At 68.1% G+C, this 13,263-nt stretch carries 11 protein-coding genes; 4 read left to right on the plus strand and 7 right to left on the minus strand.

The window, feature by feature from the left end; translation table 11 throughout:
- Positions 1 to 5 precede the first annotated feature (5 nt).
- The gene (xth, locus tag AC3QL3_RS21385; RefSeq protein WP_492896141.1) at positions 6 to 779 is read left to right on the plus strand and encodes an exodeoxyribonuclease III; all 774 of its coding nucleotides are present in this window, start codon (positions 6 to 8) and stop codon (positions 777 to 779) included.
- The gene (locus AC3QL3_RS21390; RefSeq protein ID WP_492896142.1) at positions 769 to 1,422 is read left to right on the plus strand and encodes a YecA/YgfB family protein; all 654 of its coding nucleotides are present in this window, start codon (positions 769 to 771) and stop codon (positions 1,420 to 1,422) included. Before xth ends, AC3QL3_RS21390 begins: the two co-directional genes overlap by 11 nt.
- Before the next feature lie 13 nt (positions 1,423 to 1,435).
- On the opposite strand, the gene curA is transcribed toward AC3QL3_RS21390, so the two are convergent.
- Entirely contained in the window at positions 1,436 to 2,470 is a 1,035-nt protein-coding gene (gene curA, locus AC3QL3_RS21395) for an NADPH-dependent curcumin/dihydrocurcumin reductase (RefSeq protein WP_492896143.1), read from the minus strand.
- Between the two features lie 105 nt (positions 2,471 to 2,575).
- Complete coding sequence (locus tag AC3QL3_RS21400; RefSeq protein ID WP_492896144.1) at positions 2,576 to 3,175, minus strand: TetR/AcrR family transcriptional regulator; 600 nt, start codon at positions 3,173 to 3,175, stop codon at positions 2,576 to 2,578.
- Positions 3,176 to 3,371: 196 nt separating this feature from the next.
- Here AC3QL3_RS21400 and AC3QL3_RS21405 point away from each other — a divergent pair, with 196 nt between their 5' ends.
- Positions 3,372 to 4,232: a pirin family protein gene (locus AC3QL3_RS21405; protein ID WP_492896145.1), complete on the plus strand. Its 861-nt coding sequence runs from the start codon at positions 3,372 to 3,374 to the stop codon at positions 4,230 to 4,232.
- An 80-nt stretch (positions 4,233 to 4,312) separates the two neighbouring features.
- On the opposite strand, the gene AC3QL3_RS21410 is transcribed toward AC3QL3_RS21405, so the two are convergent.
- The 4 genes from AC3QL3_RS21410 to AC3QL3_RS21425 form a co-directional block, all read right to left on the minus strand.
- Entirely contained in the window at positions 4,313 to 6,349 is a 2,037-nt protein-coding gene (locus AC3QL3_RS21410; RefSeq protein WP_492896146.1) for a hypothetical protein, read from the minus strand.
- Between the two features lie 150 nt (positions 6,350 to 6,499).
- Positions 6,500 to 8,902 carry a winged helix-turn-helix domain-containing protein gene (locus tag AC3QL3_RS21415; RefSeq protein ID WP_492896147.1) on the minus strand — a complete coding sequence of 801 codons (2,403 nt, stop codon included), beginning with the start codon at positions 8,900 to 8,902 and terminating at the stop codon, positions 6,500 to 6,502.
- A gap of 165 nt (positions 8,903 to 9,067) precedes the next feature.
- On the minus strand, positions 9,068 to 9,499 hold the full coding sequence (locus tag AC3QL3_RS21420; RefSeq protein ID WP_492896148.1) for an EamA family transporter: 432 nt from the start codon (positions 9,497 to 9,499) through the stop codon (positions 9,068 to 9,070).
- Positions 9,496 to 11,841: a S9 family peptidase gene (locus tag AC3QL3_RS21425; RefSeq protein ID WP_492896149.1), complete on the minus strand. Its 2,346-nt coding sequence runs from the start codon at positions 11,839 to 11,841 to the stop codon at positions 9,496 to 9,498. Before AC3QL3_RS21425 ends, AC3QL3_RS21420 begins: the two co-directional genes overlap by 4 nt.
- A gap of 137 nt (positions 11,842 to 11,978) precedes the next feature.
- On the opposite strand from AC3QL3_RS21425, the gene AC3QL3_RS21430 reads away from it, so the two are divergent.
- Positions 11,979 to 12,509 carry a TlpA family protein disulfide reductase gene (locus AC3QL3_RS21430; RefSeq protein WP_492896150.1) on the plus strand — a complete coding sequence of 177 codons (531 nt, stop codon included), beginning with the start codon at positions 11,979 to 11,981 and terminating at the stop codon, positions 12,507 to 12,509.
- A 10-nt stretch (positions 12,510 to 12,519) separates the two neighbouring features.
- Here AC3QL3_RS21430 and AC3QL3_RS21435 read toward each other — a convergent pair whose 3' ends face one another.
- On the minus strand, positions 12,520 to 13,218 hold the full coding sequence (locus tag AC3QL3_RS21435; RefSeq protein WP_492896151.1) for a glutathione binding-like protein: 699 nt from the start codon (positions 13,216 to 13,218) through the stop codon (positions 12,520 to 12,522).
- Positions 13,219 to 13,263: the final 45 nt, after the last annotated feature.

The following is a 13,263-nucleotide window of genomic DNA, read 5'->3' on the forward strand; positions in this document are numbered from 1 at the left end:
GGCCGATGAAAATCGCGAGCTGGAACGTCAATTCCTTGAACGTGCGCCTGCCGCACGTACTCGAATGGTGTGCGAGCGCGCAGCCCGACGTGCTCGCGCTGCAGGAAACCAAGCTCGAAGATCCGAAGTTTCCGGCCGCCGCGCTGGAAGCGGCGGGCTATCGCAGCGCGTACTCGGGCCAGAAGACCTACAACGGCGTCGCCATCCTCGCGCGTGCGCCGATCGGCGACGTGCAGCATGGTGTCGCCGGCTTCGACGATCCGCAGCGGCGCATCCTCTCGGCCACGGTCGGCGACGTGCGCATCGTCAATCTCTACGTCGTCAACGGCCAAGCCGTGGGCAGCGAGAAATACGCCTACAAGCTCGATTGGCTGGCGAAGGTGACGGCGTACTTGAGCGAAGAGATCAAGCGTCATCCGCGCCTGGTCGTGCTCGGCGATTTCAACATCGCGCCGGACGATCGCGACGTGCACGATCCGGCCGCCTGGCACGAACAGATCCTGTGCTCGACACCGGAACGCGACGCGCTCAAGCGCATGCTCGATCTCGGCTTGAACGACAGCTTTCGCCTGTTCAATGACGAGGCTGGTCAATTCAGCTGGTGGGACTATCGCCAAGCCGCGTTCCGCCGTGATCTCGGCCTGCGCATCGACCTGATCCTGATTTCCGAAGCGCTGCGCGGCAGCTGCCGCGCGGCCGCGATCGACCGCGTGCCGCGCACCTGGGAACGCGCTTCGGACCACACTCCCGTTACGGTGGACCTCGATGATGGCCGCTGATTGGCCGAGCTCGCCCAGCGACGGCGAACTGGAAGAACTCGACCGCTTCCTGCGCGCACACGCGAAAGACGAAGACCTGCTCTTGGACGGCGTCCACGGCTTCCTGACCGCGCTCGCGATCGGGCCGGTGCCGGCCAAGCCGGACGAGTGGCTGCCGGAAATCCTGCACGAACCGTTCGCCGACGCCGAAGAAGGCGAGCGTGTCTTGACCTTGCTCGCGCGCCTCAACGATGCGATCGCGCCGGAACTGGAAACCGGCACCTACGAGCCGATCCTGGGCGAACTGGACACCGACGACGGCCAGCCGGCGTTCACCGCGCGCGGCTGGTGCGAGGGCTTCTCGCGCGGCATCGACCTGCACGCCCCCTCGTGGGAAGGGCGTCTGGGCAACGATTCGGATCTGATGGAATTGCTCGGCCCGATCATCGCGCTGGCGATCGACGACGGCGTGTTCGAGAGCGACGCCGAGTTCGCCCCGCTCGGCGACGACGACTACGACGAATGCCTGGCGCAGATCCCGCAAGCCGTCGGCGCAGTCTCCGACTACTGGCGTGAGCATCCGCTCAAGCCGGAAGAACGTGCCTCGCCCAGCGCCGAAGGCGCGCTGCCGCCGCGGCGACGCGGCGGGCGCTGGGTGCACTGATTCGACCGACGCCTCAGGCGTCGGCGACCTGCACCACGAGCTTGCCGAAATTGCGGCCTTCGAGCAGGCCGATGAACGCCGCCGGCGCGTTCTCCAGTCCCTGCGTGACGTCTTCGCGCAGTTTCACGCGGCCGGCCGCGATCCACTCGCTCATATCGCGGCGGAACGCATCGAAGCGGTCGGCGTAGTGGTCGAGGATGATGAAACCCTGCACGCGCACGCGCCGCTGCAGCACGATCGACATCGCCAGCGGCAAGGTGTTCGGAGCGGCCGGCAGGCTCTTGTCGTTGTAGTGCGCGATGACGCCGCAGACCGGCACGCGCGCATGATCGTTGAGCAGCGGCAACACCGCGTCGAACACCGCACCGCCGACGTTTTCGAAATAGACGTCGATGCCATCCGGGCAGGCGGCGGCGAGACGTTCGGCCAATTTCGCTTCGCGGTGATCGAGGCAGACGTCGAAGCCGAGTTCTTCCACCGCGTAGCGGCATTTGTCGGCACCGCCGGCGATGCCGATCACGCGCGCGCCCTTGACCTTGGCGATCTGCCCGACGGCGGCGCCGACCGCGCCGGTCGCCGCCGCGACGACCACCGTTTCGCCGGGTTTGGGCTGGCCGATGTCGAGCAGGCCGACGTAGGCGGTGAAGCCGGGCATGCCGAGTCCGCCGAGCGCCAGCGACGGCTGCGCCATCTTGCCGAGCGGACGCAGATCCTGTCCGTTGGACAGCGCGTAGTCCTGCCAGCCGGCGTTGCCGAGCACCAGATCGCCGACGCGGAATTGCGCATGGTTCGACGCGACCACGCGATTGATCGTGCCGCCGACCATCGTCTCGCCCAGCGGCACCGGTGCCATGTAACTCGGGCCGATCTTGTCCATCAGATTGCGCATGTACGGATCGAGCGAAAGATGCAGCGTGCGCAACAGCACTTGGCCTTCGCCCGGCGTCGGCACCGCGGTTTGCTCGAGACGGAAATCCTTCAGCGTGGGCGCGCCGTGCGGGTGCGCGGCGAGGACGATGCGACGGTTGACGGTATCGGTTTGCGACACGGTGGGCTCCTTGGAGAAAGTGACGCGGCGCCTTGAAGGGAATCGGAGAACGGCACCGCTCGGAAAAACGAAGTTCGCAACATCGGCGCGCTAGCGGCGCGCCCTTCAGGCATCCCGCTCCAGCCCGAGCAGGCGGCGCGTATCGGCCATGGCGGTGTCGAGCGGCGCGCGATCGCGCGCGATCTTGGCCAGCAGGCCGGCGCCGAGCCAGTTCTGATACAGCGCGACCGCGACGGTGCGCGCATCCGAGACGGCGCCGATCGAGCCGTCGAGGCGGCCCGCTTCGATGCCGCCGGCGAGGCGGGCGATGATGTCGCGCGTCCCCAGCTCCAGCGCCGCGCGCATGCGTTCGGACAGGTCGCAGACTTCGGCGCCGAGCTTGACCACAAGGCAGCGACTCTGCGTTTCCGCATCGGTCTGCGAATGCAGCCAGTCTTGGAAATACGCGATCAAGCGCTGCGCGCCGGTACCCGGCGGCGCCAGCAAGGCATCCATCCGCTCGAGGTATTGGGCGAAATAGCTCGCCAGCATCGCCTCGCCGAACGCTTCCTTCGAACTGAAGTAGTGATAGAACGAGCCTTTCGGGACCTGCGCCGCGGCCAGCAATTCGGTCAGGCCGACAGCGGTGAAGCCCTTCTGCTGCAACAGGGGCTGGGCCACGTCGAGGATGTGCTGGCGGACGTCGACGGCTGCGAGTGCGTTCATGGCGGCGCACTCTAGTCGCAATTAGACCGGTCGTCTAGTAGATGATACAGGCCCTATCGGAGCCGCATTGGTGAACGATAAGGTCTTCATCTCAGCAACTGTCTCCCCAGCGGCTCCAATCTGTTCACCCGGCCGCGCTTGTCGCCTAGCCATCCGGGGCGCATGTTGCGCGCAGTTCCTGTTTGGAGAAGCCCCCATGAACGCTACCGCTACCACCTCGCGCCGCGTCGCGCGCACCTTTCGCGGCCAACCGGCGTCGGACGGCGCCGGAGTCAAACTGACGCGCGTGATCGGCCAGCGCGATCTCGACATGCTCGATCCGTTCCTGCTGCTCGACGAGTTCCGCTCCGATCAGGCCGGCGACTATCTCGCCGGCTTTCCGAACCATCCGCATCGCGGCTTCGAGACGGTCACCTACATGCTCGCCGGGCGCATGCGCCACGGCGACAACCAGGGCAATTCGGGCCTGCTGACGCCGGGCAGCGTGCAATGGATGACCGCCGGACGCGGCATCGTGCATTCGGAGATGCCCGAGCAGGAGAACGGCCTGATGGCCGGCTTCCAGCTCTGGGTCAACCTGCCGGCGAAGGACAAGATGACCGCGCCGCGTTATCAGGACATCGCGCCCGAACGCATCCCCTTGGTCGACGCGGGCGACGGCGCGCGCGTGCGCGTGATCGCCGGGCGGTACGGGGAGACGGTCGGACCGGTCTCGGGCATCGCGATCGAGCCGCTCTATCTCGACTTCGAGCTCGCCGCCGGCGCGCGTACCGCGGTGACGATTCCGGCCGGCCACAGCGCGTTCGCCTACGTCTACGAAGGCGCCGCGGATCTCGGTCCGGCCGATGCGGCGCGGCGCATCGAGCGCGGCGAGATCGCCGTGCTCGACCGCATCGGCGACGAGCTGCTGTTGGCCGCTGACGCGATGCCGACGCGCTTGATCGTAGTCGCCGGCAAGCCGCTGAACGAGCCGGTCGCGCGTTACGGTCCGTTCGTGATGAACACGCCCGAGCAGATCGTCGAAGCGATTCGCGACTACCAGTCCGGCAAGTTCTGATCGAGGCGCCACCGCTGAGCGCAGGACGAGGGTCCTGCGCTCAGCGACATTTGCAGTCGATCGCCGTTGGAAAGGTCTACTCAGGACCCGTCGAAACCGTTGCCGAAGATCGCATCCGGCGGCGCGGTGCAGTTGCGGTACCACGGCGTGAGGCCGGTGATCGCATCCCAGGCCGGCGATTCGACGTGGTCGAGCGCGTTCGGACACAGCTCGCCGGCCGCCGCGCCGAGCCCGGCCGGCGGCGCCGGTGGCGGCCCGCTGAGCGCGTTGTCGCCGACGTAGAAGCCGGTCAGAGCGGGCAGGCCGGCGAGTGAAGGAATTCGGCCGCTCAACTGGTTGCCGGAAGCGGCGAACCAGGTCAGCGCCGGCAGCTCGCCGAACGGCGGAATGGCACCGCTGAAACGGTTGCTGAGGAACGAAGCCACTTGCAGGTTGGCCAAGCCAGCGAGCGAAGGCAGGTTGCCGTCCAGGCCGGTATTGCGGATGTCGATCGTCTGCAGTTCGGTCAAGCCGGCGAGCGAGGGGAACGCACCGACGAGTTCGCTCTGATCGCTGATCTGCAGACTGCTCAGATGCGTCAGCTGATTCAGCGTCGCCGGCAGACTGCCGACCATGTGGCTGAAGGCGAAGCTCAGTCCGATCACGGCGCTGCCGCTTTCGTTGCACGTCACACCGGTCCAGCTGCATTCCGTTCCCGCCGCACCGAGCCAGCCGCTCATGTCCCACCAATCGGCGCCGTGCGTGCTGTCGTAGAGATCGATCAGCGCCGCGCGCTCACTGGCCGGAATGCCGCTCGGCGCGCGGTGATAGAAGTACGCGATGCCTTGCTGGTAGTGATCCCAATCGGGCGAATAGCCGAACACGCCGACCAATACGTCCTCGCCGTCGAGCGCGACGGCGCTGCCGAAGTACGGCGACACGATGCCTTCGTAGCGGGTGAAGGTATGCGTTCCGCCGAACGTCGCGCCGGAGCGGCGGTACAGATAGGCCGCTCCTTGCCCCGCATTGGCGCCGACGGTGACGTTGCTCGCGCCGATCAGCGCGGTGTCGCCTTGCAAGGCCAGAGTCATACCGAAATTGTCGGTCGGCGGCAGGCCGATGCCGTCGACGCCGGGGGTGGCGCCGTCGCTTGCCGCGAGGCGCTGCACCTGACTCCAACTGCCGCCGGCCTCGGCGAAGACGTAAGTCACGCCCTGTCCGCCTTGGCGCCACATCGCGCCGATCAGCGCCGTGTCGCCGTCGATCGCCAGCGCGCTGCCGAGCTGGTCGTTGGCGACGCCTTCGGCGACGACGATCTTCTGCGCCTCGCTCCACACGCCCTGGCTCGAGGCGAAGCGATAGACCGCACCTTGACCGTGCTGATCGCCGATCGTCGCGCCCGGCGCGCTGATCAGAAGGTTCGCGCCGGAAAGCGCGATCGCCGAACCGAAGCCGTCGCCGACGTCGCCGTCGCTGGCCACCAACTGCTGCGTCTGCGTCCACATGCCGCCGACTTGGGTGTAGATGTAGACCGAGCCACGCATCATCTGGTCGTTGTAGTGCGCGCCGTAGGCGGCGACGACGATCGTGTCCTCGTTCAACGCGACCGCATTGCCGAACCAGTCGACCGAGAATCCGTCCGCGGCGACCAGCTTCTGCGTCTGCGTCCAGAGGCCGTCGTCGCCTTGCGTGAACACGTAGGCCGCGCCCTGCGAGTTGTGCTCGCCGATGCGCGCGTTGATCGCGCCGATCACCGCGATGCGGCCCGAGATCGCGACCGACCAGCCGAATTCGTTGTAGGCCGCGCCATCGTCGGCGAGCAGGGTCTGTTTCAGGTTCCAAACGCCGTCGGCGCCGCGCTCGTAGGCCAGCACCTTCCCCTGCGAGGAGTTGCCGTCGATCGCTGCTTCCGACGCTGCGACCAGCGCGACCGAGCCCGCGATCGCCACCGCGCGACCGAATTTGTCGAAGCCCTGTCCTTGCGGATCGAGCACGCGCTGCTCGCTCCAGTCCTCGGCTTGCGGCGCGAACGGCGTAGCGGCGCGAGCGCTCATCGCGACGAGAAGGAACAGCGCCGCGGCGATCACGCCGCGGTACAGGAATCGGCTGACTGTCCGATGGACAGGGAGCATGCTCATGAGGAATCGTCTCCGGGCGGTGGCTGGGTCGGACGACCGGCGCGAACGTTGCGCGCCGCCGGTCGTGGACGGGCAGCCTGCGGCGCCGGCGCCACGGCCTCACTCGCGCTCCGTTATCGCTTCATTGCCGCTGCGTGAATCGCTTCGGATTCAATCGCTTGGCTGCGGCGCGTCGGGCGCGGGCGGCGCCAGCGCCGGTGCGCTGATCGCCGGCGGCACGACACGCTCGCCGGCCAGGCGCCGGCTGCGTTCCAGCGCGCCGCGCCAGGCCTCGTCCTGGCCGAGCGTGCGATACAGCCGCGCCAGCACCAGGCTGCTGGCGAAATCGGCATCGGCCCAGCGCTGCACGCGCCCGACCACGCTGGCCGCGCGCTCGCCGTCGCCCAGATCGATCAGCGCGTTGCCGAAGGACACGGCGACTTCGGCCACGTCGCTCGGAATACCGTTGCGCTCGGCCTGCGACAACGCTCGCTCGTACGCGGCGGTCGCCGCCGCGCGCTGCTCCGGCCAGAGCTGTTCCGCTTCGGCCAGCGCGGCCAACGCGGCCGCGGCCGGCACCTGCACCGTCGCCGACCAGTCGAGCAGGCGCTTCACCTCGGCCGCCGCCTGATCGTGCGACAACGTACGCAGCGCGCGCACTCGGGTCAGCCAGGCGGCGGCGCGCGCACGCGCCCGATCCGGCCCGGCCAACGCTTCGACCGCTGCGCGCGCGTGCTCGGCCGCTGCTTGCGCGCGCCCGGTCGTCAGTTCGATACGCGCCTGCTCGGCGCGTGCGTGGCCGAGCACCGGCAGGTCCTGCCCGGGTGTCGCCTCGTCCGCGATCCGCACCAGCAAGGCCGCCGCTTCGCCGAGGCGACCGTTCGCCGCCAGCGCACGCGCATGTTGCACTTGCAGCGAGCGCCGCAGATCCGCGTTGCCGGTCTGCGGCAGCAACGCCCAACTGCGCTCGCTGGTCGCCAAGGCGTCGACCGGCCGCAGCAGGGCGAGCTCGGCGTCGATCTGGTCGTCGATCGCCATCAACATCTCGTTGAGGCCGCCGAGCCGGCGGAAGTGTTCCTCCGTCCGACGCATGATCGCCAGCCCTTCGGCGTAGCGGCCGCGCGTGTTCTCCATCAGGCCCTCGTTCGCCTCGATGCGCGCCAGCGAGAGCGCATCGCCGGTGATCTGCAGCGCGACTCTCGCTTTGGCGAAGTCGTCCATCGCCTCGTCGAAGCGGCCGCCGACAGCCTCGGCGATGCCGCAAGCGGTGTAGGCGCGGCCGAGCACGCCGGGCTCGTTGCGGCCGGCGAGCAGCGCGATCGCCTCGCGGCATTGACGGCCGGCGCCCGCGGCATCGTCGAGGTGGATCCTCACCGAACTCGACACGGTCAGCACCAGTGCGCGCAGCGCCGGATCTCGTTCGGCGTGGACGTCGGCGAGCAGACGGTCGAGCTTTTCGCGCGCATCCGCCATGCGTCCGCTGCGGAAGTCGACCTGGGCCAGGCGCAAGCGCAGCTCCGGCGCCGAGCGCAATTCGGCCGGCGCGGTCTGGATGATCTCGCGCGCGCGCTCGAGCTGGTCGGACAGCAAGGCCGCTTCGGCACGCTGGCGCACGTCGTCGAGCGCCGTGGTCGCCGTGCCGGCCTCGGCCGCGACCGGCTTGCCCAGCCGCATCAGCAATTGCGCCGCCGCCGCGCGCGCCGCGGCGGCGGCATCGGCCTGCTGCGCTTCGACCACGATCGTCTCGGCGCCGTCCTCGCGCAACTCCAGCCGCACGCGCCAGCCATCCGCATGGCGCGTCGCGCTCGGCGCGAGCAAGCGCCGCGCGCCGGTGGCCGCACGCACCTCGCGCGTCTGCGCGGTCGCGTCCGTGGGTGCTGCGCGCGTCAGCGCGACCATCGTCTCGTTCGGCACGATGGCGAGCTCGGCGCCGCGCAAGCGCTGCGCCACCAGATCCATCAGGCCCAAACGCAGCCACGACCATTCCGCGTCGGCCTCGACCGCGACCGGCAGCACCGCGATCGCGTCCGCGCCGAGCGCGGCGGCAGGCGGCGTGGCGCGGTGGCCGAGCGCGAACCACGCAGCCAGCGCCGCCACGGTCATCAGCGCGAGGATGATCGGAATACGCCGTACGTGCCGTCGCCGCGCCGGCGCAGCGTCCGATCCGGGCTGCTGCGTTTCCGGTGCAACGTCGCTCGCATCGGGCACCGGCGTCGCGACATCGGGCTCGAGCGGCCGCGGCGGGTCGGGGCGTTCCTCCCATTGGAGATCGGCGACCCAGCGATAGCCGAAGCGCGGAATCGTGCGGATGGTGTTCTGTTCTTCGCCGGTGTCGCCGACCGCGCGCCGCGCCTTCAGCACGACTTGGCCGAGCAGGGCGTCGGTGACATCGGTTCGGCCCCACACCGCGGCGATCAGCTCGTCGCGGCCGACCGCGCGCTCGCGATGCTCGATCAAGTAGGCGAGCACGTCGAAGACTTTCGGCGACAAGGTCAGCGCGGCGCCGGCACGGCGCAGTTCACGCGCCGCCGGGTCGACGCTGCAGTCGCCGAAGCGGTAGAGAAGACGAGCCATCGTCGAAGATTAGCCGGCTTGTTCGATCTCGGCGCGCCGCCGTCGCCGGCGTGCGATCAGGGCGGGAATTGTGCCGGGAGTCCGCCGCGGCGAGGGAAATCCGCACGCTTCCTCCGGATTGCGCGTGCGACTTCGCTGCAATCCACGCTCGCGCGCGGCAGCCGCTCAGAACACCGCGATGACGACGGCGCCGGCCACGATCAAGCCGGCACCGAGCGCGACCGGCCAGGTCAACCGTTCGCCGACGAAAAGCAGAGCGAGCAGGATCGCGAAGACGACACTGAGCTTGTCGATCGGTGCGACCTTGCCGACCGGCGCGAGCTGCAACGCACGGTAGTAGCAAAGCCAGGAAAGACCGGTGGCAAGGCCGGACAAGGTCAGGAACAACCAGGTCTTGGCATCGATCGTCGATGGCGCGCGCCATTCGTCGCGCCAGCTCAGGATTGCTGCCGTCACGCCGAGCACGACCACGGTGCGGATGAAGGTGGCGAGATTGGAAGGGACGCCGGCGACGCCGATCTTGCCGAGCACCGCGGTCAGGCCGGCGAAGAAGGCCGAGCCGAGCGCGAACCAGAGCCAGCTCGCGCGCAGGATCATCGGACGCTCCCCTCGCTCGCGGGCTGCTTCAACTTCGCATCGAAGAAGTTCGCGATCAGCGTGTAGACGTGCTTGCGCGTCGCCGGCGCGCTGAGGCCGTGCTTGCCGCCTGGATAGGTCATCAGTTCGAACTGCACGCCGCGCTGCTGCAGCGCGGCCATCAGCTTGGTCGAGTTGGAGAACAGCACGTTGTCGTCGGCCATGCCGTGCACCAACAGCAGCGGCGACTTCAATCCGGCCAGCCAATGCAGCACGCCCGAGGTTTCGTAGCCTTGCGGATTTTGCTGCGGCGTTTCCAGATAGCGCTCGGTGTAGTGCGTGTCGTACAGCGACCAATCGGTGACCGGCGCCACCGCGACCCCGGCGGCGATGCGGTCGGACGCTTTCGCCAGCAGCATCAAACTCATGTAGCCGCCGTAGCTCCAGCCGAACACGCCGATACGCTTGGCGTCGACCCACGGCTGCTGCGTCAGCCAGGCGATGCCGGCGAGCTGATCGGCGACCTCGGCTTTGCCGAGCTGGCGAAAGATCGCGTCCGAGAACGCGCGCCCTCGCCGCGGCGTGCCGCGATTGTCGAGCGCGAACACGACGTACCCCTGCTGCGCCATGTACTGCTCGAAATGACTGCCCCAGGCGCGATTGACGTACTGGCGGCCGGGTCCGCCGTAGTAGGTCACGAACACCGGATACTTTTCCGGCGCGCGGTGCCCTTGCGCGCCGGCGGGAAGTGCTTTCGACGCCGCGGTGCCACCCGCGCGCTGCGCCTTCACCGGCGGCGCTCCCGCGTGAGTCGCTGCGAACCCCAGCGGCTTGTACAGGCGGTAATGCAGGTCCTGACCGTCTTCGCTCTTGATCGTGCCGAACTCCGGTTCGACCCGGCTCTCGCGATACGGCCAATACGGATGCCCCGGCTTCAGCTCGTTCTGCTCGATCCAAGCGATGCGGCTGCCGTCGGGCCGGCGCAGCGACACCTGCGGCGGTGTGGCCGGATCGGAGTAGGTGTCGATCCAGATGCCGGCGCCTTCGCCGAACACCGCCTCGTGCCAGCCCTCGCCTTCGCTGATGCGCAGCGCCTGCGTGCTCTGGCTGCCGTCCAGCGCGGCTGCGTACACCTGCTGCTGCAGCGCATCGTCGCGGTTGGCGGCGAAATAGACCTTTCCGTTTTTCTCGTCCAATCCAAGCACTTTGTCGACGTCGAAGTCGCCCGCGGTCAGGCGTCGGCGCACTTGTCCGTCGAGTCCGATCGCGTACAGATGCTTGTGGCCGTCGCGCTCGGACGCCCACACGAAGGCGTCCTCCTTCTTCAGGAAACGCAGATCGTCGTGCAGATGGATCCAGGTCTTGCTGGTTTCGCTCAAGAGCGTGCGCCGACGCAGCGAATCGAGTTCGACCGCGACCAGATCGAGCTGGCGCTGGTCGCGGCTCTCGCGCTGGAACACCAAGGTCTTTGCATCCGGCAGCCAATCCACCCGCGCCAGATACAGATCCGCCTCGGCTGCGGCGGAGTCGGCCAGGTCGATCCAGCGCGTGCGTCCGCCGCGTGGCGCGACCACACCGAGTCGGACCTTGACGTTGGGCCGGCCGGCGGCCGGATAGCGCTGGCTGATCGTCTCGCTGCGGTCGGCGTAGAGCTCGATGCGTTTGACCTCGTCGACACTCGCCTCGTCGTAGCGCTCGAACGCGAGCGCCGAATCGTCCGGCGCCCACCAGTAGCCGCTCGGGCGATCCATCTCTTCCTGCGCGACGAACTCGGCTTCGCCGTTGTGAATCGCGCCCTTGCCGTCGTGCGTGAGCTGATAGGTCTTGCCATTGCCGAGATCGATCGCGTATAGGTTCTGCGCGTTGACGAAGGACACGTAGCCGCCGCGCGGCGACACCTTCGCGTCGTTCACTTCCAATCCCGCCGGCGTCAGCGCACGCGCCTCGGCGCCCGGTTTCGCCTCGAAGTCGTACAGCCACAACCGCTCGCCGACGGTGAACAAGAGCTTCTTCGAATCGGGCGACCAGCGATAGCTGACGATGCCCTTCAACTGTGCGATGCGCTCGCGCTCGCGCCGCGCTTTCTCGGCGTCGGACAGCTCCTTGTGCTCGTCCAGCGCCGCCGCATCGACCAGCCGCCGCGCACTGCCGTCGGCGACGTCGTATTGCCAGAGGTCGAGTTGGTTCTGGTCGTCGGCGCGCCCGCGCAGAAAGGTCACGCGGCTGCCGTCCGGCGCCAGCTTGAGCGAGCGCGGGCTCGGCCCGTTCAAATCGGGATCGGCGTACAGGCGTTCGATCGTGAGTTTTTCGGCCATGGCGGGAACACTGGCCGCCAACACGGCGGCGAAGAGGAAGAGGCGCATTCGTTTCTCCGAAGCTCGGCGCGATTATCGGGGCAAGCTCGGCGCGGAAGAAACCTCGCCCGAGGTCGCAGCGGCAGGTCGTGGCGGCGCGGATCGCTGCGGTAGGATGAGAACAATCGGCACTCGGGAGACTGCACATGCGCAGGATGCTGTCGTCGCTGCTGCTCGCCGCCGCTCTGCTGGCGCAGCCCCAGGTCGCTGCCGCCGCCAAGACGCTCGCGGTGGGCGATCCCGCACCGGAAGTGGTCGGCAAGGATCGCGACGGCGCCCCTATCCGTCTCGAGGACAGTCGCGGCAAGGTCGTCGTGCTGAGCTTCTGGGCCTCGTGGTGCCCACCTTGCCGCAGGGAACTGCCGATTCTCGAAAACGTGCAGCGCCAGGGCGCCGATCACATCAAGGTGATCGCGATCAACTACAAGGAAGACGCTGCGCTCATGCGCAAGCTGCTGGCGAAGGCGACGGACGCGCAAATGACCTACACGCGCGATCCCGACGGCGCGCTGGCGAGACGATTCGGGCTGAAAGTTTTGCCGCTGTTGGTGATGATCGGCCGCGACGGGCGCATCGCCAACATCCACGCCGGTTACAGCGAGACCGGTCTCAACCGCATTCTCGACGAGTTGAACCGTCTGCTCGCTGCACCGGCGACGGCTCAGGGCACGCCCTGAGCCGCTAGCGTCAGGCTTTCTTGCCTTGCCCGAACAGAACCTTGCGTTCTTCTTCGCTGAGCGGCGTGCCGGCGGCTGGATTGACCTCCGCTCCGCGCGCGTACGCGCGCTGCGTCGCCGGCCGCGCGGCGATCGCGGCGTGCCAACGCTGCACCTGGGTGAAGTCGCTCAAGTCGATCGGCGCCTTCGAGTACGGACTGATCCACGGATGCGCGGCCATGTCGGCGATCGTGTAATCGTCGCCGGCGATGAAGGCACGCCCGGCCAGACGCTTGTCGAGCACGCCGAGCAGGCGGCGCGCTTCGCGGGTGTAGCGTTCGATCGCATACGGAATGGGTTCGGGCGCATACACGGTGAAATGCCCGTATTGCCCGGTCATCGGGCCGAGGCCGGCCACCTGCCAGAACAACCACTCGGTCACCACGTTGCGCGCACGCTCGTCCTGCGGAAGGAAGCGCCCGCTCTTGCCGGCGAGATAGAGCAGGATCGCGCCCGACTCGAACACGCTGATCGGCGCGCCGCCGTCGGCCGGCGCGTGGTCGACGATCGCCGGCATTTTGTTGTTCGGCGAAATCGCCAGGTAGTCCGGCTCGAACTGCGCACCCTTGCCGATGTCGACCGGCCGGATGCGGTAGTCCAATCCCGCCTCTTCCAGAAACAACGTGATCTTGTGACCGTTGGGCGTCGGCCAATAGTAGAAATCGATCATGGATACCTCGGAATAGGGGCGGCGGTCGCATCCGATCCGGACGGA

The sequence above is a fragment of the Dokdonella sp. GW821-FHT11D02 genome (assembly GCF_058808595.1).